The organism is Pseudomonas sp. 8BK, assembly GCF_902506475.1.
Classification (GTDB): domain Bacteria; phylum Pseudomonadota; class Gammaproteobacteria; order Pseudomonadales; family Pseudomonadaceae; genus Aquipseudomonas; species Aquipseudomonas anguilliseptica.
Genome location: NZ_LR733252.1, coordinates 3,184,417 through 3,205,703, shown reverse-complemented (window position 1 = coordinate 3,205,703; position 21,287 = coordinate 3,184,417). Strand labels below are relative to the sequence as shown.

Annotated in this window: 22 protein-coding genes; all 22 read left to right on the top strand. The window is 58.8% G+C overall.

What is annotated here, in order from left to right; genetic code table 11:
• Positions 1 to 2 precede the first annotated feature (2 nt).
• The 22 genes from fliH (at position 3) to ACIN8IBEIGE_RS14905 (ending at position 21,274) form a co-directional block, all read left to right on the top strand.
• Positions 3 to 866, top strand: a complete 864-nt coding sequence (gene fliH, locus ACIN8IBEIGE_RS15010) for a flagellar assembly protein FliH (RefSeq protein ID WP_160015360.1) — start codon at positions 3 to 5, stop codon at positions 864 to 866.
• Entirely contained in the window at positions 856 to 2,217 is a 1,362-nt protein-coding gene (fliI, locus tag ACIN8IBEIGE_RS15005) for a flagellar protein export ATPase FliI (protein WP_160015359.1), read from the top strand. The genes fliH and fliI overlap by 11 nt, the downstream gene beginning before the upstream one ends.
• Positions 2,218 to 2,220: 3 nt before the next feature.
• Positions 2,221 to 2,673: a flagellar export protein FliJ gene (gene fliJ, locus ACIN8IBEIGE_RS15000; RefSeq protein WP_090383784.1), complete on the top strand. Its 453-nt coding sequence runs from the start codon at positions 2,221 to 2,223 to the stop codon at positions 2,671 to 2,673.
• A gap of 157 nt (positions 2,674 to 2,830) precedes the next feature.
• Positions 2,831 to 3,136 carry an STAS domain-containing protein gene (locus ACIN8IBEIGE_RS14995; RefSeq protein ID WP_090383787.1) on the top strand — a complete coding sequence of 102 codons (306 nt, stop codon included), beginning with the start codon at positions 2,831 to 2,833 and terminating at the stop codon, positions 3,134 to 3,136.
• A gap of 14 nt (positions 3,137 to 3,150) precedes the next feature.
• Positions 3,151 to 4,845 carry a fused response regulator/phosphatase gene (locus tag ACIN8IBEIGE_RS14990; protein ID WP_160015358.1) on the top strand — a complete coding sequence of 565 codons (1,695 nt, stop codon included), beginning with the start codon at positions 3,151 to 3,153 and terminating at the stop codon, positions 4,843 to 4,845.
• 30 nt (positions 4,846 to 4,875) lie between these two features.
• Positions 4,876 to 5,229, top strand: coding sequence for an Hpt domain-containing protein (locus ACIN8IBEIGE_RS14985; protein WP_090383797.1), 354 nt, complete (start codon positions 4,876 to 4,878; stop codon positions 5,227 to 5,229).
• 115 nt (positions 5,230 to 5,344) lie between these two features.
• On the top strand, positions 5,345 to 6,610 hold the full coding sequence (locus ACIN8IBEIGE_RS14980) for a flagellar hook-length control protein FliK (RefSeq protein WP_160015357.1): 1,266 nt from the start codon (positions 5,345 to 5,347) through the stop codon (positions 6,608 to 6,610).
• A gap of 459 nt (positions 6,611 to 7,069) precedes the next feature.
• Positions 7,070 to 7,597, top strand: coding sequence for a flagellar basal body-associated protein FliL (gene fliL / locus ACIN8IBEIGE_RS14975; RefSeq protein WP_160015356.1), 528 nt, complete (start codon positions 7,070 to 7,072; stop codon positions 7,595 to 7,597).
• 13 nt (positions 7,598 to 7,610) lie between these two features.
• Positions 7,611 to 8,582: a flagellar motor switch protein FliM gene (fliM, locus tag ACIN8IBEIGE_RS14970; protein WP_160015355.1), complete on the top strand. Its 972-nt coding sequence runs from the start codon at positions 7,611 to 7,613 to the stop codon at positions 8,580 to 8,582.
• 36 nt (positions 8,583 to 8,618) lie between these two features.
• Positions 8,619 to 9,104 carry a flagellar motor switch protein FliN gene (fliN, locus tag ACIN8IBEIGE_RS14965; protein ID WP_160015354.1) on the top strand — a complete coding sequence of 162 codons (486 nt, stop codon included), beginning with the start codon at positions 8,619 to 8,621 and terminating at the stop codon, positions 9,102 to 9,104.
• 2 nt (positions 9,105 to 9,106) lie between these two features.
• Entirely contained in the window at positions 9,107 to 9,538 is a 432-nt protein-coding gene (gene fliO / locus ACIN8IBEIGE_RS14960; RefSeq protein WP_160015353.1) for a flagellar biosynthetic protein FliO, read from the top strand.
• On the top strand, positions 9,538 to 10,323 hold the full coding sequence (gene fliP, locus ACIN8IBEIGE_RS14955) for a flagellar type III secretion system pore protein FliP (RefSeq protein WP_160015352.1): 786 nt from the start codon (positions 9,538 to 9,540) through the stop codon (positions 10,321 to 10,323). Before fliO ends, fliP begins: the two co-directional genes overlap by 1 nt.
• Before the next feature lie 2 nt (positions 10,324 to 10,325).
• Positions 10,326 to 10,595 carry a flagellar biosynthesis protein FliQ gene (gene fliQ / locus ACIN8IBEIGE_RS14950; RefSeq protein WP_160015351.1) on the top strand — a complete coding sequence of 90 codons (270 nt, stop codon included), beginning with the start codon at positions 10,326 to 10,328 and terminating at the stop codon, positions 10,593 to 10,595.
• A gap of 1 nt (position 10,596) precedes the next feature.
• Positions 10,597 to 11,373, top strand: coding sequence for a flagellar biosynthetic protein FliR (fliR, locus tag ACIN8IBEIGE_RS14945; RefSeq protein ID WP_160015350.1), 777 nt, complete (start codon positions 10,597 to 10,599; stop codon positions 11,371 to 11,373).
• Between the two features lie 3 nt (positions 11,374 to 11,376).
• The gene (gene flhB / locus ACIN8IBEIGE_RS14940; RefSeq protein ID WP_160015349.1) at positions 11,377 to 12,513 is read left to right on the top strand and encodes a flagellar biosynthesis protein FlhB; all 1,137 of its coding nucleotides are present in this window, start codon (positions 11,377 to 11,379) and stop codon (positions 12,511 to 12,513) included.
• A gap of 131 nt (positions 12,514 to 12,644) precedes the next feature.
• Positions 12,645 to 14,768 carry a flagellar biosynthesis protein FlhA gene (gene flhA, locus ACIN8IBEIGE_RS14935; RefSeq protein WP_160016398.1) on the top strand — a complete coding sequence of 708 codons (2,124 nt, stop codon included), beginning with the start codon at positions 12,645 to 12,647 and terminating at the stop codon, positions 14,766 to 14,768.
• Between the two features lie 15 nt (positions 14,769 to 14,783).
• Positions 14,784 to 16,082: a flagellar biosynthesis protein FlhF gene (flhF, locus tag ACIN8IBEIGE_RS14930; protein ID WP_160015348.1), complete on the top strand. Its 1,299-nt coding sequence runs from the start codon at positions 14,784 to 14,786 to the stop codon at positions 16,080 to 16,082.
• A 77-nt stretch (positions 16,083 to 16,159) separates the two neighbouring features.
• Positions 16,160 to 16,990, top strand: a complete 831-nt coding sequence (fleN, locus tag ACIN8IBEIGE_RS14925) for a flagellar synthesis regulator FleN (protein ID WP_090252106.1) — start codon at positions 16,160 to 16,162, stop codon at positions 16,988 to 16,990.
• Positions 16,987 to 17,733, top strand: a complete 747-nt coding sequence (gene fliA, locus ACIN8IBEIGE_RS14920; protein ID WP_160015347.1) for an RNA polymerase sigma factor FliA — start codon at positions 16,987 to 16,989, stop codon at positions 17,731 to 17,733. Before fleN ends, fliA begins: the two co-directional genes overlap by 4 nt.
• Before the next feature lie 97 nt (positions 17,734 to 17,830).
• Positions 17,831 to 18,205, top strand: coding sequence for a chemotaxis response regulator CheY (locus ACIN8IBEIGE_RS14915; protein WP_178091816.1), 375 nt, complete (start codon positions 17,831 to 17,833; stop codon positions 18,203 to 18,205).
• Positions 18,206 to 18,224: 19 nt separating this feature from the next.
• Positions 18,225 to 19,013 carry a protein phosphatase CheZ gene (locus ACIN8IBEIGE_RS14910; RefSeq protein WP_160015346.1) on the top strand — a complete coding sequence of 263 codons (789 nt, stop codon included), beginning with the start codon at positions 18,225 to 18,227 and terminating at the stop codon, positions 19,011 to 19,013.
• Between the two features lie 11 nt (positions 19,014 to 19,024).
• Complete coding sequence (locus ACIN8IBEIGE_RS14905) at positions 19,025 to 21,274, top strand: chemotaxis protein CheA (protein WP_160015345.1); 2,250 nt, start codon at positions 19,025 to 19,027, stop codon at positions 21,272 to 21,274.
• The last annotated feature ends 13 nt before the right edge of the window (positions 21,275 to 21,287 follow it).

Sequence of the window (21,287 nt, the reverse complement as noted above, 5' to 3'; positions counted from 1 at the left end):
CCATGTCCAGTAAAGAGCCGCCTAGCGAACTGATTCGCGCCAAGGATCTCAAGGGTGTTGATCTGTGGGCGCTGCCCAGCTTCGACCCGGAAGTCGAAATACCAGAACCTGGCGAAGAAGAGCAGGCGTCCGAGCAGCCTGATGAGGTGAGCGAGCCGGCGCCTGCCGAAAGCGAAGAAGTGGCTCTGGAAGACGTCAAACCCTTGACGTTGGATGAGTTGGAGGCAATCCGTCAGGACGCTTACAACGAAGGTTTTGCCACCGGCGAGAAGGACGGCTTCCACGCCGGCCAACTGAAGGCCAAGCAGGAAGCCGATATGGCCCTGGCCGCCAAACTGGCAGGGCTGGAGCAGTTGATGACGCAACTGTTCGAGCCGATTGCCGAGCAGGATCAGCAGCTTGAAGAAGCCATGGTCAGTCTGCTCGGGCAGATGGTGCGCCAGGTGATTCAGCGTGAGCTGGTCAGCGACTCCAGTCAGATTCGTCAGGTACTCAGCGAGGCGCTCAAGCTGCTGCCGATGGGCACTGCCAACATCCGTATTCACCTCAACCCGCAAGACTTCGAGATGATCAAGGCCCTGCGTGAGCGTCACGAAGAGAGCTGGCGGATTCTCGAAGACGCTTCCTTGCTGCCGGGCGGTTGCCGGGTGGAAAGTGAACTCAGCCGTATCGACGCCACCGTGGAAACCCGTCTGAATCAGGCCATCAAGCAGTTGTTCGAGCAACAGCGCGAACAGGCGGCGCACCCGCTGGAGGCCGATTTGCATACCGATCTGGGGGCTCAGCAGCATGCGGATCTTCAGAAGGATGCGCCTCAGCTGGATGCTCCTCAGGTAGATAGCCAGGCGAGTCCGGATGCGCCTTGATCGGGTGAGTTTCGCCAAACGCCTGGCCGGTTACAGCGAGGCCGTGGCGCTGCCAACTCAGCCGTTGGTCGAAGGGCGCCTGTTACGCATGGTTGGTCTGACCCTGGAAGCCGAAGGCCTGCGCGCCGCCCTAGGTAGCCGCTGCCTGGTAATCAACGACGACAGCTATCACCCGGTGCAAGTCGAAGCCGAGGTTATGGGCTTTTCCAACGGCAAGATTTTCCTGATGCCGGTCGGCAGTCTGGCCGGTATCGCTCCAGGTGCCCGCGTAGTGCCGCTGCCGGATACCGGGCGTCTGCCGATGGGCATGTCGATGCTCGGGCGGGTGCTCGATGGCACCGGCCGCGCCCTCGATGGCAAAGGCGGCATGAAGGCGGAAGACTGGGTGCCGATGGATGGCCCGGCGATCAATCCGCTCAATCGCCACCCGATCAGCGAACCGCTGGATGTCGGCATTCGTTCAATCAATGGTCTTCTGACGGTGGGGCGTGGCCAGCGCCTTGGCCTGTTTGCCGGTACCGGTGTGGGTAAATCTGTGCTGCTGGGCATGATGACGCGCTTTACCGAGGCCGACATCATCGTGGTCGGGCTGATTGGTGAGCGGGGCCGCGAGGTAAAAGAGTTTATTGACGAGATCCTCGGCCACGAGGGCCTCAAGCGCTCGGTGGTGGTGGCCTCGCCAGCCGATGATGCGCCGCTGATGCGCCTGCGTGCGGCGATGTATTGCACGCGCATTGCCGAGTATTTCCGCGATAAGGGCAAGAACGTCCTGTTGCTGATGGATTCGCTGACCCGTTTCGCCCAGGCCCAGCGGGAAATCGCCCTGGCTATTGGCGAGCCACCGGCAACCAAAGGCTATCCGCCCTCGGTGTTTGCTCGCCTGCCCAAGCTGGTCGAGCGCGCCGGCAATGCGGAGAAAGGCGGCGGCTCGATTACCGCGTTCTATACCGTGCTCAGTGAGGGCGACGACCAGCAGGACCCGATTGCCGACGCCGCCCGTGGTGTGCTCGACGGCCATATCGTGCTGTCGCGCCGCTTGGCCGAGGAGGGGCATTACCCGGCCATCGATATCGAAGCCTCGATCAGCCGGGTGATGCCGCAGGTGGTCAGCGAAGAGCATCTGCGTCTGTCGCAGCGCTTCAAGCAGCTGTGGTCACGCTATCAGCAGAGCCGCGACCTGATCAGTGTTGGCGCCTATGTTCCCGGCGGCGATGCTGATACCGACCTGGCCATCGCGCGCCAGCCGGCCATGGTCAAGTACCTGCGGCAGAACCTGCAGGACAACGAAAGCCTGGAAAGCAGCAGCGCGCAGCTGGCAGCGACCTTCAACCCTGCCGCAGCAGGCGCTTAAGCCATGGCGCAAAGCCGCGCAGCGCGCCTGGGGCCAGTAGTCGATATGGCCGAGCGCGCCGAGCGTGAAGCGGCCTTGCAGCTGGGGCGTTGCCAGGGGCTGCTGCGTCAGGCCGAAGTGCAGCTGGGCGATCTGGAGCGTTACCGCGGGGATTACCAGCAGCAATGGATCAGTGAAGGTCAGCGCGGCGTCTCCGGTCAGTGGCTGATGAACTATCAGCGTTTTCTTACCCAGCTGGAAACAGCCATTGGCCAGCAGCGCAACAGCGTCGACTGGCACCGCGCCAATATGGAAAAAGTGCGCGAGGTCTGGCAGCAGCGTTATGCACGCCTGGAGGGTTTGCGCAAGCTGGTCAAGCGTTATCAGGACGAAGCGCGACTGGCTGAAGACAAGCGTGAGCAAAAACTGCTGGATGAGCTTTCACAGCGTATATCCGCCCGTGATTCGCAGCCTTGAGCGCGAACTGCCGTTTGCTTGAAACTGAAGACGACATATCAACTCAACCGAAACAGTTGCCGCATGGGCATTGCGATGCTACATCTTGATCATGCATAACCTGCAGTCTGGCCCACCTGAACGTGCGGCCTGGTCTTTTCGTTGATAGGAGTAATTCATGGCCATCACCTCGCTGCCCTCATCCGATGGGCAAGAGCTGACCATTCTGATTCAGGGACGCTTCGATTTCGGTGCGCATCAGGAATTTCGCAATGCCTACGAACGCGTCAACACCACCCCGCAGCGTTACGTCGTAGACCTCAAGGACACCACCTACCTGGACAGCTCGGCGCTCGGCATGTTGTTGTTGTTGCGTGATCACGCGGGTGGCGACAGTGCGCAGATCCGTCTGCTCAACTGCAACCCGGACGTACGCAAGATCTTGGCTATCTCGAACTTCGAGCAGCTGTTCAAAATCGCCTGATCGAGGCGCATGTCATGCCAGAGCGTCTGTCCATTCTTATCGCCGAGGACAACGCGGCTGATCGCATGCTGCTGTCGACCATCGTCAGCCGTCAGGGGCATCGGGTACTAACCGCCAGCAATGGCCTGGAAGCCTTGGCGCTGTTTGAGCAGGAGCGTCCGCAGCTGGTGCTGATGGACGCCTTGATGCCGGTCATGGACGGCTTTGAAGCCGCGCGGCGAATCAAGCAGGTGGCTGGCGAAGAGCTAGTGCCGATCATCTTTCTGACCTCACTGACCGAAGGCGAAGCCCTGGTGCGCTGCCTGGAAGCCGGTGGTGATGACTTTCTGGCCAAGCCCTATAACCGGGTCATCCTCGAAGCCAAGATCAAGGCCATGGATCGCCTGCGTCGCCTGCAGGACACCGTGCTGCAGCAGCGCGACCTGATTGTCATGCACAACGAACACCTACTCAACGAGCAGCGTGTAGCCAAGGCGGTGTTCGACAAGGTCACCCATTCCGGTTGTCTGGATGCGCCGAATATCCGTTATCTGCAATCGCCCTATGCAGTGTTTAACGGCGACTTGTTACTGGCTGCGTTCAAACCGTCCGGCGGCATGCATGTGCTGTTGGGGGACTTCACCGGCCACGGCTTGCCTGCGGCGATTGGTGCGATGCCGCTGGCCGAGGTGTTCTACGGCATGACGGCCAAGGGCTATTCGCTGGCTGAAGTGCTGCGCGAGATCAACGCCAAGCTCAAGCGCATTCTCCCGGTCGGGGTGTTTTGCTGCGCCACGGTGCTGAATATCAGTTTCCAGCGCCAGGTGGTCGAGGTGTGGAACGGCGGCCTGCCGGATGGTCATCTGCTGCGCAGCAGTGGCGAGCGCTTGCCGCTGGTATCGCGGCATTTGCCGTTGGGGGTGCTGGAGCCGACCGCATTCAACGACAAGTACGAGGTTTATCCGCTGGCGCTGGGGGATCGGGTTTTCCTGCTCTCCGATGGCGTGCTGGAGGCCTGTAACAAGCAGGGCGAGTTGTTCGGGGAGTGGCGTCTGCTTGAGGTGTTCGCTGCCAATAGGCAGCCTACGTCGCTGTTCTCTGAGATCCAGCAGGCGCTGATCCATTTCAGTGGCGAGCAGCAGGATGACGTCAGTCTGCTTGAGGTCAGTCTGGTCGATGACACCGAGCTGAGCCGCCCGCCGCTGGCCTTCGCCGACAATGGCCAGAGCCATTCACTGGACTGGTCGGCCAGCTTCGAGTTTCGCGGAGAAACCCTGCGGCACTTCAACCCGTTGCCGTTCCTTTTGCAGTTGCTGCTTGAGGTGCAGGGCTTGCGGCCTCAGGGCGGCGCCTTGTTCAGTGTGCTGGCCGAGCTGTATTCGAATGCCCTGGAGCATGGTGTGCTGGGCCTGGACTCGGCGCTCAAGGCAAATGCCGAGGGTTTTGCCGAGTACTACCGCCAGCGCAGTGTGCGATTGGCTGCGCTGACCGATGGGTATGTGCGCTTTCATCTGCAATTGTTGCCTGAGGGCTTGGGTGGACGGTTGATCGTTCGGGTTGACGACAGCGGTTCGGGCTTCGATGCGCAGCTATTGCCGACAGAACCCCGCGATGCCCATAGCTTGAGCGGTCGTGGGCTGGCGCTGGTCAGGCAGTTGAGTGAGCGTTGCAGTTGGGGCGACGGCGAACCGGGGGTGCGCGTAGAGTTTTCCTGGTTGCCTGGGGCATAATCCAAGGCAACAGGCGAGGGGAGCGAGCAGTTGTCCGATATTCACCTTGATAGCGCGGTATTGGCGGCTTTGCAGGACGTCATGGAAGATGAATACCCGGTTCTGCTGGATACCTTCCTGGTCGACTCCGAAGAGCGCCTGCTGGTATTGCGTCAGGCTGAGCGGGCAGCCGATGCGCAGAGCCTGCGCCTGGCAGCTCACAGCTTCAAGGGCAGCTGCAGCAATATGGGCGCGCTGATGTTGGCCGGGTTGTGCAAGCAGCTGGAGGAGGCCGGGCGGCGTGAGCAGCTGGAGCAGGCCCCTGATCTGGTTGAGCAGATCGAGCGTGAATTTGCCATCGTGCGCATTCTTCTCAAGTCCGAGCGACAGCGTTATCGGCACTAGTCTTGCTGTTTCTGTCTCTGATTGCTGCATTTTCCCCTGCTGAACCTGCCCGCTAACAAGTTGGCCCGCGCCTTGCAGAACTCTCCACACGACCAACCCCGAGCGGAGAGTATCCATGTCCGTTGCCCCCGATCTGCTGCTTAAGTCGGCATCTGAAGTAAAGCCCAGGGCTGCTGCATCAAAACCGCCGGAAAAACCTGCGCAGCCCAATAGAAATGAGGCTTCTAGCTTCTCTGAGGTGTATGCCAAAGAGCGTCAGGCCAAGGCGGCAGAGCGCAGTGATGCACCTGCCAAGCCTGTGCGTGAGAGCAAGGCTGACCAAGAAGAGCCGCAGGATCCACAGGTGCCCGCTGCCGCAGGGCAGGCCGAGGTTGCCGATAGCGGCAAGCCTTTGCCGACTGACCCGGCAAACGATGGCGCAGTGCTGGATCCGCTGCTGTTGCTCGGCATAACAGGCGAGATGCCAGCGGAGGAGGTTGAAGAACTGGCGCTGGACCCCGAGCCTGCGCCACTGCTGGTTACTACCGGCAGTCTGACCAGTTCAGGCCCAGCGAGCATGACCGAAGCCAGCTTCGATGCTGAATTGGATGCGCTTAACCAGCTGCCAGCGGTGCGCATGGCACTGGAAATGGGGACGAAGGAAAAGGCGCTTGCCGAACAGGCTGCTGCGCCTTTGGCCCAGGCCAATCTGGCAACACAGAATGCTAGTCAGACTATGTTGGCCAGCCAGATGATGCAGGATGAGCTGCCGGTAGAGGGCGAAGCCCTGGAACTGCCGGAATTGCAGCTCGAAGCGCTCACCGGCACACGCCTTGAGGCGCTGAAGGAAGGTACGGCGAATAACACGCCGGAGAACTTTGTCAGCAAGCTCAATGCGCTGAGTCAGGCGATTGCTCAACAGACTCCGCTGTCCGCACGCGCGCCGGTTGTAGTTGGGCAGCCGGTGCCTATGCAGCAGGGAGGCTGGAGTGAAGCGGTGGTGGATCGGGTGATGGTGATGTCCAGCCAGAACCTCAAGTCCGCCGAGATTCAGCTCGATCCAGCTGAACTGGGACGTTTGGAGGTGCGCATCAGTGTCAGTCAGGAACAGAGCCAGGTGACGTTCGCCAGCCCGCATGCCGGAGTGCGCGAAGCGCTGGACTCGCAGATGCACCGTCTGCGTGAGCTGTTCGCCCAGCAGGGCATGAACCAGCTCGATGTGAACGTCTCCGATCAGTCGCTTAGCCGCGGCTGGCAAGGGCAGGAAGGTGATGGTGGCAAAGGTCGCGGCGGCTCCTCCGGCGAGTTACTTGGCGCGGATGAGGAGCTGCATTCGAGTACTGTGGAATCTGCTCGCGCGACGTCTGTGAGTGCCCGAGGCTTGGTTGATTACTACGCCTAAAAATTCATTCAAGGGCTAGCGAGCTAGAGTCATGCAGGGCGTTACGTAGCAACCGCCTTCGGCTGGTCAAGGCAGGTAAGGAGATGGAGTGTACGGCTGTGCATGAACACTACTCGTTGCACTCGCCCTTCGATCGCGCTAAGGCGCGTTAGCCGAAGAGCGGTTTGCCGAGCCTGCTTTTTATGCAGTAAAGCTGACGCGCAGCTGGCTTTGATTGGGTTCTGAAGCGCTTGCTGCTGTAGTTGCGTGCCCCACTGATCTAAACTGCATTTCGCCCGACTCCCATTGTGTGGGAGTCGGGCGATTTTGTTTGGGGCGTGGGTTTATCTGATGCCTTGGTCGTATCACCCTGGGGTGCTGCACCACTCGTATTGAGCAGGTTTGTTAATAGACTGGCATAACACTTGCTCTTAACCCTTTGAAAACGGATAGAACTCCGAATAACGACGGATTATTGGCATGGCTAAGAAAGAAGCAGCACCAGCGCCGGCAAATGCCGAGGCGAAACCAGCCGGCAAAATGAAGCTGATCATTATCATCGCTATTGCTGTGTTGCTGGCTGTGGGCCTTTCCGTGGGGGGCACCTGGTTCTTTCTGAGCAAGAAGGATGGCGGCGCTGAAGAGGCCAAGGCAGAAGCCAGTGCCGAGCCTGCGGTGCCAGTCAAGCAAGCGGCGATCTATGAAGAACTGTCACCGGCCTTCGTGGTGAACTTCACCCATCAGGGCCGCGCCCGCTATATGCAGGTCAGTGTGGCCCTGATGACCCGTGATCAGGCTGCTCTCGATGCGCTCAAGGTGCATATGCCTGTATTGCGTAATCGCCTGGTTATGCTGTTTTCCGGTCAGGACTTTGCATCTTTGATTACCCCAGTGGGCAAGGAAATGCTGCGCCAGCAGGCCACCGCCAGCGTGCAGGAACTGGCCGAAAAAGAGACCGGCAAGACGACCGTCGAGCAAGTGTTGTTCACCAACATCGTATTGCAGTAACCGGGAGCCGAAGATGGCTGTGCAAGACCTGCTTTCCCAGGATGAAATCGACGCGCTATTGCATGGCGTCGACGATGGTTTGGTTGACACTGAAGATGAGGCCGAGCCCGGTAGCGTCAAACAATATGACCTGACCAGCCAGGATCGTATCGTCCGTGGGCGCATGCCGACCCTGGAAATGATCAACGAGCGTTTTGCCCGTTATACCCGCATCAGCATGTTCAATCTGCTGCGCCGCTCCGCTGATGTGGCGGTGGGCGGGGTGCAGGTGATGAAGTTCGGCGAGTACGTGCACTCGCTGTACGTGCCGACCAGCCTCAACCTGGTGAAGATGAAGCCGCTGCGTGGCACTGGCCTGTTTATTCTCGACGCCAAGCTGGTGTTCAAGTTGGTGGATAACTTCTTCGGCGGGGATGGCCGGCACGCCAAGATCGAGGGGCGCGAGTTCACTCCCACCGAGTTGCGAGTGGTGCGCATGGTGCTGGATCAGGCTTTTATCGACATGAAAGAAGCCTGGCATGCGGTCATGGATATCAACTTCGAGTACGTCAACTCGGAAGTAAACCCGGCTTTGGCCAACATCGTCAGTCCCAGTGAAGTGATTGTGGTTTCCACCTTCCATATAGAACTCGACGGTGGCGGTGGTGACCTGCACGTGACCATGCCGTATTCGATGATCGAGCCGATTCGCGAAATGCTCGACGCCGGTTTCCAGTCGGATGTCGATGACCAGGATGAACGTTGGATCAAGGCCCTGCGTGAAGACATTCTGGGCGTTAGCGTGCCGCTAAGTGCCACCGTGGCGCGACGTCAGCTCAAGTTGCGCGACATATTGCACATGCAGCCGGGTGATGTGATCCCCGTCGAGCTGCCAGAAAATATGGTGCTCTGTGCTAACGGCGTACCTTCATTCAAGGTCAAGTTAGGGGCCCACAAAGGCAACTTGGCGCTGCAGGTGCTCGATCCGATCGAGCGCTTGCGCTAACTGTTAACCCAATTCAACGCCAGCCGAGGAAGAACGATGGCAGACGAAAATGACACTGTAGACGAAGGCGAAGAAGCATCCTCCCCAGAGGAGCAGGCGCTTGCCGATGAGTGGGCGGCTGCCTTGTCCGAGTCCGGCGATGCTGGGCAGGATGATATCGATGCCATGCTGGCTGCCAGTGATGCAGCGCCTGCACCGCCGCGGGCGCCGATGGAAGAGTTCAGTAGTGCGCCGAAGATGAACCTGCCGGTTAACCTGGATGGGCCGAATCTGGATGTGATTCTGGATATCCCGGTGTCGATCTCCATGGAAGTCGGTAGTACCGATATCACCATTCGTAACCTGCTGCAGCTTAACCAAGGGTCTGTCGTTGAACTGGATCGCCTAGCCGGTGAACCATTGGACGTGCTGGTCAATGGCACCCTGATTGCTCACGGTGAAGTGGTGGTGGTGAACGAGAAGTTCGGCATTCGCCTGACCGACGTGATCAGCCCAAGTGAACGTATCAAGAAGCTGCGCTAACCATGCATAGAACCCTGCTGCTGGGCTTGGCTTTACCCTTTGCTGCACTGGCTGCCGAGCCGGCAGCGCAAACTGCTGTACCCCTTGCCGGAACGGGCATGGGAGGGCAGCTTGTGCAGTTGTTGCTAGGCCTGTTGCTGGTGATTGGCTTGATCTTTCTGCTGGCTTGGTTGATGCGCCGGGTGCAACAGATCGTGCCGCGTGGCGGTCAGGTGATCAAAGTGGTTGCAACCCAGGCTTTGGGGCCGCGTGACCGCCTGGTGCTGGTGCAGGTGGGCAGCGAGCAGGTGTTGCTGGGTCTGACGCCTGGCACCATTACATCGCTACATGTGCTGAAAGAACCGGTGCATTTACCGGACGCCGAACCAGCCTCGACCGAGTTTGCCCAGCGTCTAATGGAGCTGTTGGGCAAGGACCAGAAGGACAAGTCCTGATGCTGCGTTTGTTACTGGTACTGGTTTTCAGTCTGTGCGCTTCTCTGGCGTTCGCCGCCGATACGCCAACTGCCAGCACCTTGATTCAGTCGGGCAGCAATCCGCTGTCGATCCCGGCCATTACCCTGAGCACCGACACTGCCGGGCAGCAGGAGTATTCGGTCAGCCTGCAGATCCTGCTGATCATGACCGCGCTGAGCTTTATTCCAGCGTTCGTCATGCTGATGACCAGCTTTACCCGGATCATCATCGTTTTCTCGATTCTGCGTCAGGCCCTAGGCCTGCAGCAGACGCCGTCGAACCAGATTCTGGTCGGGCTGGCGCTGTTTTTGACCATGTTTATCATGGCGCCGGTATTCGATCAGATTAACCGCGAGGCGTTGCAGCCCTATCTGAATGAGCAGCTGCCTGCGCAGGAAGCGATTCTCAAGGCCGAAGGGCCGATCAAGAACTTTATGCTGTCGCAGACCCGTGAAAGCGATCTGGAATTGTTTGTGCGACTGTCCAAACGCACCGATGTCGCAACCCCGGAAGATGCGCCGCTGACCATCTTGGTGCCGGCCTTTGTCACCTCCGAACTGAAAACGGCCTTTCAAATCGGCTTTATGATCTTTATCCCGTTTCTGATCATCGACCTGGTGGTGGCCAGTATTTTGATGGCGATGGGGATGATGATGCTTTCGCCACTGATTATTTCCCTGCCGTTCAAGATCATGCTGTTTGTGTTGATTGATGGTTGGGCGCTGATCATGGGCACTCTGGCCGCCAGCTTCGGAGGTACTTAAGTATGACCCCCGAGATAGCCGTTGACTTGCTGCGTGGCGCTCTATGGCTGACGGCCATGATTGTGGCGATTCTGGTAGTGCCGAGCCTGATGGTGGGGCTGCTGGTCGCGATGTTTCAGGCCGCGACGCAGATCAACGAGCAGACCTTGAGTTTTCTGCCGCGCCTGCTGGTGATTCTCCTCACCCTGATCTTTGCCGGCCCCTGGCTGGTGCGTCAGTTGATGGAGTACACCGAGACCTTGATCATGAATATTCCGCTGTTGATCGGCTGACATGCTCGAGCTAAGCAATGAGCAGATCGGCGCTTGGGTGGGCAGCTTCCTGCTGCCGCTGTTTCGCATTGCGGCGCTATTGATGTTTATGCCGATCATCGGCACCCAGTTGGTTTCGGCGCGGGTGCGCCTGTATCTGTCCCTAGCCATTTGTCTGGCGATCATGCCGACCTTGCCACCGATGCCGGTTATTGATGCGATCAGCGTGCAGGCATTTATCTGGATCGCTCAGGAAATTCTGATTGGCATGATGCTGGGTTTCGTTCTGCAGCTGTTCTTCCAGGTATTTGCGATTGCCGGACAGATCGTGGCCATGCAGATGGGGCTGGGGTTTGCCTCTATGGTCGATCCGGCTAATGGCATTTCGGTGCCGGTGATCGGTCAGGTGTTCATGATCTTAGTGACCCTGCTGTTTCTTGCCATGAACGCTCATCTGGTGGTGTTTGAAGTGTTGACTGAGAGCTTTTTCACCTTGCCGGTTGGTGGTGGCTTTCTGGTGGATAATTACTGGGAAATTGCCAACAAGCTGGGCTGGGTGTTGGGCGCGGCTCTGCTTCTGGTATTGCCGGCGATCACCGCGCTGTTGGTGATCAACCTGGCATTCGGGGTGATGACCCGCGCTGCGCCGCAGTTGAACATCTTCTCCATCGGTTTCCCGCTGACCCTTGTGTTGGGTCTGGTCATCGTCTGGATCGGCATGGCCGATATCCTTGCGCAATACCAGGTATTTGCCACCGAGGCTTTGCAATTCTTGCGTGAAATGGCGCGGGCGAGTTAAGCCATGGCCGAATCCGAGAGTGGTGCCGATAAAAGCGAGGAACCCACGGAGAAACGCCTGCGCGAATCCCGTGAGAAGGGCCAAATTGCTCGTTCCAAGGAACTTAATACCCTGGCGGTAACCCTTGGCGGTTTTGGTGGCATGCTGGCTTTCGGTGGCAGCATGGGCAGCGCCATGCTCGACATCATGCGTGGCAACTTCTCGCTACCTCGTGACGTGATCATGGATGAGCGCAACATGGGGTTGTGGTTTGCTGCTTCTGGGCAGATTGCGATTGAAGCGTTGTTTCCACTGTTTATCTTGTTGTTGATCGTGTCCATCGCGGGTCCGATTTCTCTGGGTGGATGGATATTCTCTGCCGAAGCCATGGCGCCCAAACTGAGTCGGATGAACCCGCTGGCAGGGCTCAAACGGATGTTTTCCGTGCAGGCGCTGGTCGAGCTGCTCAAGGCCTTGGCCAAGTTCATTCTGATTCTGCTGGTGGGCATTGCGGTACTGTCGGCCTGGCAGGACGATCTGTTGGCGATTGTCCATGAGCCAATTGAGTCCGCCATATTGCATGCCGCGACCGTGGTGGGCTGGAGTGCGTTGTGGATGTCCTGCGGGCTGATTCTGATTGCCGCTGTGGATGTGCCGTTTCAGCTCTGGAGCAGTAAGCAGAAGCTGATGATGACCAAGCAGGAAGTACGCGACGAGTACAAAGACAGCGAGGGCAAGCCCGAGGTCAAGCAGCGTATTCGCCAGTTGCAGCGCGAGATGGCCGAGCGGCGCATGATGCAGTCGGTACCCGACGCCGACGTGGTCATCACCAACCCGACGCACTTCGCCGTGGCCTTGAAGTATGACCCTGCTAAAGGCAGTGCCCCGGTCTTGCTGGCCAAGGGTGGCGACTTCACTGCATTGAAAATTCGCGAAATTGCCAATGAACACAAGGTCATGGTGCTGGAGTCGCCGGCGCTGGCGCGGGCCGTGTTCTATTCCACCGAACTGGATCAGGAAATCCCTGCCGGCCTGTATTTGGCCATCGCTCAGGTGCTCGCCTACGTCTACCAGCTGCGTCAGTACCAGGCTGGCAAGGGCAAGCGTCCGGCGCCGCTGCCGGAACTGCCAATCCCTCCGGATTTACGCCGCGACGAGTGACGGTTGGCCCATTGCAGCGGGCTTGGTTGCTGTTTTACTCGGCCTGGCAAAGTTGGACAGCTTCTTGCAAACCCTCCCCAGAGACGCGATTCGCGTCAAAAGATTGAATTGGCTGGGGTAGTGGTGTGGCAATAGATCGCTCGCAAATGATCGGTGATGTGCGCAACAACCTGTCGGGGTTGAAACAGGGCAACCTGGGCATTCCGCTGATGCTGCTGGTCATGCTCGGCATGGTCATGCTGCCGATTCCGCCGTTTCTCCTCGATGTGTTGTTCACCTTCAGTATTGCCCTGTCGATCGTGGTGTTGCTGGTGGCGATCTACGCCTTGCGCCCGCTCGATTTCGCGGTATTCCCGACCATTCTGCTGGCAGCAACCTTGCTGCGTCTGGCGCTTAACGTCGCCTCCACGCGGGTGGTGCTGCTCAATGGTCAGGATGGTCATGATGCTGCCGGCAAGGTGATCCAGGCTTTTGGTGAGGTGGTGATCGGCGGTAACTACGTGGTCGGTATCGTGGTGTTCGCCATCCTCATGATCATCAATTTTGTGGTGGTGACCAAGGGCGCCGGGCGTATCTCCGAAGTCAGCGCGCGTTTTACCCTGGACGCCATGCCCGGTAAGCAGATGGCCATTGACGCCGACCTGAACGCCGGCCTGATTGACCAAGCAGAAGCCAAGAAGCGCCGTTCCGAAGTGTCCCAGGAAGCCGACTTCTACGGCTCCATGGACGGTGCCAGCAAGTTCGTGCGCGGCGATGCGATAGCGGGTTTGCTGATTCTGTTCATCAACCTGATCGGCGGCATCGCCATCGGTATTTTCCAGCATGACCTGAGCTTTACCGACGCGGGGCGCATCTACACCCTGCTGACCATCGGTGACGGCCTGGTGGCGCAGATTCCTTCACTGTTGCTGTCGACTGCCGCAGCAATCATGGTGACCCGTGTTTCCAGCTCCGAAGACATGGGCGCCCAGGTCAATCGGCAGATGTTCGCTTCTCCGCGTGCGCTGGCGGTGACAGCTGCGGTGATGATTGCCATGGGCCTGGTGCCCGGCATGCCGCATTTCTCTTTTATCAGCCTGGGTCTGGTCGCTGCCGGTGCCGCGTACTGGATAGCGAACAAGCAACGTGCAACCAAGGAAAATGAGATCAAGGAAGTTCAGCGCCAGCAGGAATTGCTGCCAGCGCAGAAGGCTCAAGAGGTCAAGGAACTGGGTTGGGACGACGTGACGCCGGTGGATATGGTCGGCCTGGAAGTGGGCTATCGCCTGATCCCGCTGGTAGACCGTAACCAGGGTGGCCAGCTGCTAGCGCGGATCAAGGGCGTGCGCAAGAAACTCTCCCAGGAAATGGGCTTTCTCATGCCTTCGGTGCATATCCGCGACAACCTCGATCTGCAGCCCAACGCCTACCGTCTGACTCTGATGGGCGTCAGCGTGGCCGAAGCCGAGGTGTACCCGGATCGCGAACTGGCGATCAACCCCGGCCAGGTGTTCGGTCCGCTTAACGGCATCGCCGCCAAAGACCCGGCATTCGGTCTGGAGGCGGTGTGGATTGACCCGACTCAACGCGATCAGGCGCAGTCCCTCGGCTACACCGTGGTGGACGCCAGCACCGTAGTCGCGACCCATCTCAACCAGGTGTTGCACAAGCATGCGCACGAGCTGCTCGGGCATGAGGAAGTGCAGCAGCTTATGCAATTGCTGGCCAAGAGCTCGCCCAAGCTGGCCGAGGAGCTGGTACCAGGGATGATTTCCCTGTCGACCCTGCTCAAGGTGTTGCAGAGCCTGTTGCAGGAACAGGTGCCGGTGCGCGATATCCGCACCATCGCCGAGGCCATCGCCAATGTCGCGGTGAAGAGTCAAGATCCCGCCGCGATGGTGGCTGCGGTACGCGTCGCGTTGGCCCGCGCAATCGTGCAAAGCATTGTGGGACTAGAGCTGGAGCTGCCTGTAATCACCCTGGAACCCAGGTTGGAACAGATATTGCTCAACAGTATTCAGAAGGCCGGTCAAGGCTCCGAGGAGGGCATCCTCCTGGAGCCTGGCATGGCCGAGAAGCTGCAGCGTTCCCTGGTGGAAGCGGCGCAGCGCCAGGAAATGCTCGGCAAGCCAGTGATTCTGCTGGTGGCCGGTCCGGTCCGGGCGATGCTCTCGCGATTCGCGCGGCTGGCGGTTCCGAGTATCCATGTACTGGCATACCAGGAAATTCCGGATAACAAGCAGGTCACCATCGTTGCGACGGTGGGGCAGAACTAACCGAGGTTACAGGCCATGCAGGTCAAACGCTTTTTCGCCGCCGATATGCGTACCGCCATGAAGCTGGTGCGTGATGAGCTGGGTGCCGATGCCTCGATCATTGGCAATCGCCGGGTTGCCGGCGGTGTCGAGCTGACCGCCGCGCTGGATTATCAGGTGCCTGCCGCGCCAGCCCGTCAGCCCAACCCGGCGCTGGAAGCCGAGCTGCGCAAGACCCAGGCAAAAATCGCCACGGCCCAGGCCGAACTGACCACCCGCACCCAGGTGGATGCCGGCAAGGACCGCCAGCTGTTTGGCGCCGCTGCGAGCCAGCCTGCTGACAGCCTGGCCGCCGTGATGCGCAAACCTCAGGCAGTGCCTGCTGCAACCGATCAGCGCGCCCTGGATGCCATGCGTTTCGAACTCCACGGCCTGCGTGAGCTGATTGAAGTGCAGCTGGGCTCGATTGCCTGGGGCCAGTTGCAGAACCGCCGCCCACAGCAAGCCAATCTATGGCGCCGCCTGCAGCGTATGGGGTTGTCGGCCGACTTGTCGAAAGCGCTGCTGGAACGTGTCAGCACTGTGACCGAACCTCGCCAGGCCTGGCGCATGGTGCTGGCGCATCTGGCCCACGCGGTCAAAACGCCGAAGCAGGAGCCGATGGAAGAGGGCGGCGTGATCGCCCTGGTCGGTCCGGCTGGCATGGGCAAAACCACTACGCTGGCCAAGCTGGCCGCTCGCTACGTGCTCAAGTACGGCGCGCAGCATATTGCGCTGGTAAGCCTGGACAGCTACCGCATTGGTGCTCAGGAACAACTCAAGACTCTCGGGCGCATCCTCAATGTTCCGGTGACCCTGGTCGATCCCGGCCAGTCGTTGACTCAGGCCTTGGCCCCGCTGGCGCGTAAGCGTGTGGTGCTGATCGACACTGCCGGCCTGCCTGCCAACGATCCAGCCCTGCGCATGCAACTGGAAACACTGGCCAGTCGCGGCGTCAATGCAAAAAATTATCTGGTAATGGCCGCTACCAGTCAGGGCCAAGTGCTGAAAGCCGCCTACCATAGTTATAAGCGCTGCGGCTTGTCTGGCTGCATCCTGACCAAGGCGGATGAAGCTACCAGCCTGGGGGAGGTTTTAGGACTGGCTATTAGCCAGCGTCTACCGGTAGCCTATCTCACTGATGGGCCACGCATTCCCGATGACTTGCATGTTCCCCGCAGTCATCAACTGGTGAGCCGGGCCGTAGGGCTGCAGGCTAGCCAGGACCCAAGCGAGGATACGATGGCGGAGATGTTTGCCGGCCTTTACCAGCAACCCACCCGACGCGTCAGCTAAACGTCGGGCTGTTGGGATTGAACCGCGCTTAGCCGGACAAGTGGCTCCAGTCGAAGTTAGACAAGGTGTGTAGAAATATGGGTATGCATCCCGTACAGGTGATTGCGGTAACCGGCGGCAAAGGTGGCGTCGGTAAGACCAACGTGTCGGTGAACCTGGCGTTGGCCCTGGCCGATCTTGGTCGCCGGGTGATGCTGATGGACGCCGACCTGGGCTTGGCCAACGTCGATGTGCTGCTTGGCCTGAGCGCCAAACGCACCCTGGAAGACGTCATCAGTGGCGAGTGCGAACTGCGCGATGTATTGCTGCAGGGGCCGGGCGGTATTCGTATCGTGCCGGCCGCGTCTGGTATCCAGAGCATGGTGCAGCTGTCACCCATGCAGCATGCAGGGTTGATCCAGGCGTTCAGTGATATCAGCGACAATCTTGATGTGCTGATTATCGACACTGCCGCCGGTATTGGTGATGGTGTAGTCAGCTTTGTCCGCGCCGCCCAGGAAGTGCTGGTGGTGGTGTGTGATGAGCCTACGTCGATTACCGACGCCTACGCGCTGATCAAACTGCTCAACCGCGACCATGGCATGAACCGTTTCCGGGTACTGGCCAATATGGCTCACAGCCCGCAGGAAGGTCGCAACCTCTTTGCTAAGCTGACTAAAGTCACTGACCGTTTTCTCGATGTTGCCCTGCAGTATGTAGGTGCAGTGCCTTACGACGAGTCAGTGCGCAAGGCCGTGCAGAAGCAGCGCGCGGTCTACGAAGCCTTCCCGCGCTCGAAGTGCGCGCTGGCGTTCAAGGCGATAGCCCAGAAAGTCGACGCCTGGCCGTTACCGGCCAACCCGCGCGGTCATTTGGAGTTTTTCGTTGAGCGTCTGGTGCAGCAACCGATCGCGGACACGGCCATATGACAGCAGCCTCTGGACTTCGTATGTATAGCAAGGCGCAGGCGCAGGATTCCCAGCACCAGTTGATCGAGCGCTACGCGCCCCTGGTCAAACGCATTGCCTATCACCTGTTGGCCCGTCTACCGGCCAATGTGCAGGTCGACGACTTGATTCAGGCCGGGATGATCGGTCTGCTTGAAGCGTCAAAAAAATACGACTCCAGCAAAGGTGCCAGTTTCGAGACGTTCGCCGGTATTCGCATTCGCGGCTCAATGCTTGATGAAGTGCGCAAAGGTGACTGGGCGCCGCGTTCGGTGCATCGCAATAGCCGCATGGTCAGCGACGCAATTCGAATAATTGAGGCCAGAACCGGCAGAGACGCTAAAGATCAAGAGGTTGCGGCCGAACTCCAATTGAGTCTCGAGGATTACTACGGCATTCTTGGCGACACTTTAGGCAGCCGCCTGTTCAGTTTCGACGACCTGCTGCAGGACGGCGAACACGGTGGGCTGGGTGAAGACGCTGGCAGCAACCACCTCGAACCTTCTCGTGATCTGGAAGATGAACGCTTTCAGGCGGCCCTGGCAGATGCCATTGCCAACCTGCCGGAGCGCGAACGCCTAGTGTTAGCGCTATATTACGATGAAGAACTGAATCTTAAAGAGATCGGCGAGGTGTTGGGGGTTAGCGAATCACGTGTAAGCCAACTACACAGTCAGTGTGCCGCTCGTTTACGCGCTCGTTTGGGCGAGTGGCGTGCACATTGAGTTGTATTCGCTAACGCTGGGCCGGTTTCACGATTAAAAGCGCACGCAGGTTGCTGGGTGCGTTTGGGACTGTACGGAGGTCGACTTGGACAAGAACATGAAAATCCTCATCGTTGATGACTTTTCAACGATGCGACGGATCATCAAGAACCTCCTGCGTGACTTGGGGTTCACCAACACAGCGGAAGCCGATGATGGCGTCACCGCGCTGCCCATGCTGCAGAGCGGCAGTTTCGACTTTCTGGTGACGGACTGGAACATGCCTGGCATGACAGGCATCGACCTGCTGCGCGCGGTGCGTGCAGACGAGCGCCTGAAAACTCTGCCGGTGTTGATGGTCACCGCAGAAGCCAAGCGCGATCAGATCATTGAAGCAGCCCAGGCTGGGGTTAACGGTTATGTAGTTAAACCGTTCACTGCCCAGGTGCTGAAAGAGAAGATTGAAAAGATCTTCGAACGGGTCAACGGCTGATGTCTGCCATGAGGGTGCTATGGAACATAAAGATTCCGTTCAGGGTGACCTTGAGTCGAGCCTGAAACACAACGCTCGCCAACTGGTAGACAGCCTGGAACAAGGCAATTTTGGTGAAGCGGTACAGCTGATACATGAGCTCAACAAAGCGCGTGACCGTGGTCTGTATCACGAGGTCGGCAAGCTGACCCGTGAGCTGCATAACGCCATCGTCAATTTTCAGCTCGACCCCCGTGTGCCGCATGCCACTGAGGTTTCGCAAATCACCGATGCCACCGAACGGCTGAATTACGTGGTAACGATGACCGAAAAAGCGGCCAATCGCACCATGGATCTGGTTGAGCAGAGTGCCCCACTGGTTAACGACCTCAGTGATGAGGCGCAGAGCCTGAGCGCTGATTGGGGACGCTTTATGCGCCGCGAGATGAGCGCCGATGGTTTCCGTGAACTGGCCAAGCGTGTTGAGCTGTTTCTTGCGCGTAGCGAGCGCGACGGTGCCAAGCTGTCTGGGCACCTCAACGATATTTTGCTGGCTCAGGACTATCAGGATTTGACTGGGCAGGTGATCAAGCGAGTAACCCAGCTGGTTACCGAGGTGGAAAGCAACCTGCTGAAACTGGTGTTGATGGCCAGTCAGGTGGACCAGTTTGCCGGCATTGAGCACAACCATGAGTTGCTCCGCGCCGAACAAGAAAAACAAAAAGAGCCTTCCCGTGGTGAAGGTCCGCAGATTCATGCCGATAAGCGTGAAGACGTCGCATCCAATCAGGATGATGTCGACGACCTGCTTTCCAGTCTGGGATTTTAGGAGCACGTCTTATGAGCTTCGGCGCCGATGAAGAAATCCTCCAGGACTTCCTGGTAGAGGCCGGCGAGATTCTTGAACTACTGTCCGAACAGCTTGTAGAGCTGGAAAGTCGCCCGGACGACATGAATCTGCTCAACGCTATTTTTCGCGGGTTTCATACCGTTAAAGGTGGTGCCGGTTTTCTCCAGCTCAACGAGCTGGTGGAATGCTGCCATATCGCAGAAAACGTCTTCGACATCCTGCGTAAGGGTGAGCGGCGCGTCGACTCCGCTTTGATGGATGTGGTGCTGGAAGCACTGGATGCCGTCAACAGCATGTTTACCGAGGTCCGTGAGCGCACTGATCTGACTCCTGCTACTCCTGAGCTGCTTGCCGCCCTGGCACGCCTGGCTGAGCCGGCAGGTGCTGAAGAGGCTGCGCCGATTGAAGCGCACGCCGAGCCTGAGCCTGAAGCCGAGGTTGCAGTCGAAGAATCCACTGGCGATATCACCGACAGCGAGTTCGAGCAGTTATTGGGGGCCTTGGATGAGTCTCCGGCGCAAGCGCCCAGCGCCGCCAGCAGTGATGAGATTACCGATGATGAGTTCGAGTCCTTGCTCGATCAGCTGCACGGCAAAGGTCAGTTTGTAGCGCCTGACGTTGCTGTTGCACCTGCCGCACCTGTTGCGGCTGCGCCAGTGGCAGCGGGCGGCGATGAAATCACCGATGATGAATTCGAGTCGTTGCTTGATCAGTTGCATGGTAAAGGTCAGTTTGCTCCGCCACCTGTGTCAGCACCTGCTACACCTGCTACACCTGCTACACCTGCTACACCTGCCGCACCTGCGGCCAAGGCCGAGCCTGCTGAAGCACCGAGTGGTGATATCACCGACGATGAATTCGAAGCCTTGCTTGATCAGCTGCACGGCAAAGGCAAGTTTGTCGAACCTGAAGCGATCAAACCCGTTGCCCCTGCGCCGGTTGCCAAGCCTGCCGAACCTGTCAAGGCCGCGGCTAAACCCGCCGCCAAACCCGCTGCCAAGGTAGAGCCTGTCAAAGCCTCTGCGCCACCGGCCGCCGCGCCTGCAGCTGAGAAGGCTGCGCCGCCTAGTGAGGCGGAAACCACTGTGCGGGTCGATACCGCACGGCTGGATGAAATCATGAACATGGTCGGCGAACTGGTGCTGGTGCGTAACCGACTGGTGCGCCTGGGGGCCAGCAGTGCCGACGAAGCCATGTCCAAGGCAGTGTCCAATCTGGATGTGGTGACGGCCGACCTGCAGACCGCGGTGATGAAAACCCGCATGCAGCCGATCAAGAAGGTCTTCGGGCGCTTCCCGCGTCTGGTTCGCGATCTTGCGCGTAACCTGAAAAAAGAGATCAATCTGGAGCTGGTCGGTGAGGAAACCGACCTCGACAAGAACCTGGTCGAAGCATTAGCCGATCCGCTGGTCCACTTGGTGCGTAACGCGGTCGACCACGGTATTGAAACCCCGGAAGAGCGTGAGGCTTCGGGTAAGGCGCGTGGCGGTAAGGTGATACTGTCCGCCGAGCAGGAGGGCGATCACATCCTCTTGTCGATCTCTGATGATGGCAAGGGCATGGACGCGGATGTGCTACGCGCCAAAGCGGTGGAAAAAGGCCTGCTTGATAAAGACGCGGCCGATCGTCTCAATGAGTTCGAATGCTACAACCTGATTTTCGCTCCGGGTTTCTCGACCAAGACCGAAATTTCAGATGTGTCCGGCCGCGGTGTTGGCATGGACGTGGTGAAAACCAAGATTTCCCAGCTCAATGGCACGGTCAATGTCTTCTCGGTCAAGGGCCAGGGCTCGAAGATCGTGATCAAGGTGCCGCTGACCTTGGCGATCATGCCGACACTGATGGTGATGCTGGCCAATCAAGCGTTCGCTTTCCCGCTGGTCAACGTCAATGAAATTTTCCACCTCGACCTGTCGCGAACCAATGTGGTTGACGGTCAGGAAGTGGTCATTGTGCGTGATAAGGCCTTGCCGCTGTTCTACCTCAAGCGCTGGCTGATCGGCAGCGCTGCTCATGTGGAGCAGGGTGAGGGGCATGTGGTGATTCTCACCGTTGGCAGTCAGCGTATCGGCTTTGTGGTCGATCAACTGGTCGGCCAGGAAGAAGTGGTGATCAAGCCGCTGGGCAAAATGCTGCAGGGCACTCCAGGTATGTCGGGGGCGACCATCACCGGTGATGGACGTATTGCCCTGATTCTTGACGTGCCGAGCATGCTCAAACGTTACGCGCGGCGTATCTGATTGTTAGCGGCGC

Bases quoted from the DNA above. Each gene is read 5' to 3' on its own strand.
- fliH (WP_160015360.1), top strand. From the start codon at position 3: ATGTCCAGTAAAGAGCCGCCTAGCGAACTGATTCGCGCCAAGGATCTC.
- fliI (WP_160015359.1), top strand. From the start codon at position 856: ATGCGCCTTGATCGGGTGAGTTTCGCCAAACGCCTGGCCGGTTACAGC.
- fliJ (WP_090383784.1), top strand. From the start codon at position 2,221: ATGGCGCAAAGCCGCGCAGCGCGCCTGGGGCCAGTAGTCGATATGGCC.
- ACIN8IBEIGE_RS14995 (WP_090383787.1), top strand. From the start codon at position 2,831: ATGGCCATCACCTCGCTGCCCTCATCCGATGGGCAAGAGCTGACCATT.
- ACIN8IBEIGE_RS14990 (WP_160015358.1), top strand. From the start codon at position 3,151: ATGCCAGAGCGTCTGTCCATTCTTATCGCCGAGGACAACGCGGCTGAT.
- ACIN8IBEIGE_RS14980 (WP_160015357.1), top strand. From the start codon at position 5,345: ATGTCCGTTGCCCCCGATCTGCTGCTTAAGTCGGCATCTGAAGTAAAG.
- fliL (WP_160015356.1), top strand. From the start codon at position 7,070: ATGGCTAAGAAAGAAGCAGCACCAGCGCCGGCAAATGCCGAGGCGAAA.
- fliM (WP_160015355.1), top strand. From the start codon at position 7,611: ATGGCTGTGCAAGACCTGCTTTCCCAGGATGAAATCGACGCGCTATTG.
- fliN (WP_160015354.1), top strand. From the start codon at position 8,619: ATGGCAGACGAAAATGACACTGTAGACGAAGGCGAAGAAGCATCCTCC.
- fliO (WP_160015353.1), top strand. From the start codon at position 9,107: ATGCATAGAACCCTGCTGCTGGGCTTGGCTTTACCCTTTGCTGCACTG.
- fliP (WP_160015352.1), top strand. From the start codon at position 9,538: ATGCTGCGTTTGTTACTGGTACTGGTTTTCAGTCTGTGCGCTTCTCTG.
- fliQ (WP_160015351.1), top strand. From the start codon at position 10,326: ATGACCCCCGAGATAGCCGTTGACTTGCTGCGTGGCGCTCTATGGCTG.
- fliR (WP_160015350.1), top strand. From the start codon at position 10,597: ATGCTCGAGCTAAGCAATGAGCAGATCGGCGCTTGGGTGGGCAGCTTC.
- flhB (WP_160015349.1), top strand. From the start codon at position 11,377: ATGGCCGAATCCGAGAGTGGTGCCGATAAAAGCGAGGAACCCACGGAG.
- flhF (WP_160015348.1), top strand. From the start codon at position 14,784: ATGCAGGTCAAACGCTTTTTCGCCGCCGATATGCGTACCGCCATGAAG.
- fleN (WP_090252106.1), top strand. From the start codon at position 16,160: ATGGGTATGCATCCCGTACAGGTGATTGCGGTAACCGGCGGCAAAGGT.
- fliA (WP_160015347.1), top strand. From the start codon at position 16,987: ATGACAGCAGCCTCTGGACTTCGTATGTATAGCAAGGCGCAGGCGCAG.
- ACIN8IBEIGE_RS14915 (WP_178091816.1), top strand. From the start codon at position 17,831: ATGAAAATCCTCATCGTTGATGACTTTTCAACGATGCGACGGATCATC.
- ACIN8IBEIGE_RS14910 (WP_160015346.1), top strand. From the start codon at position 18,225: ATGGAACATAAAGATTCCGTTCAGGGTGACCTTGAGTCGAGCCTGAAA.
- ACIN8IBEIGE_RS14905 (WP_160015345.1), top strand. From the start codon at position 19,025: ATGAGCTTCGGCGCCGATGAAGAAATCCTCCAGGACTTCCTGGTAGAG.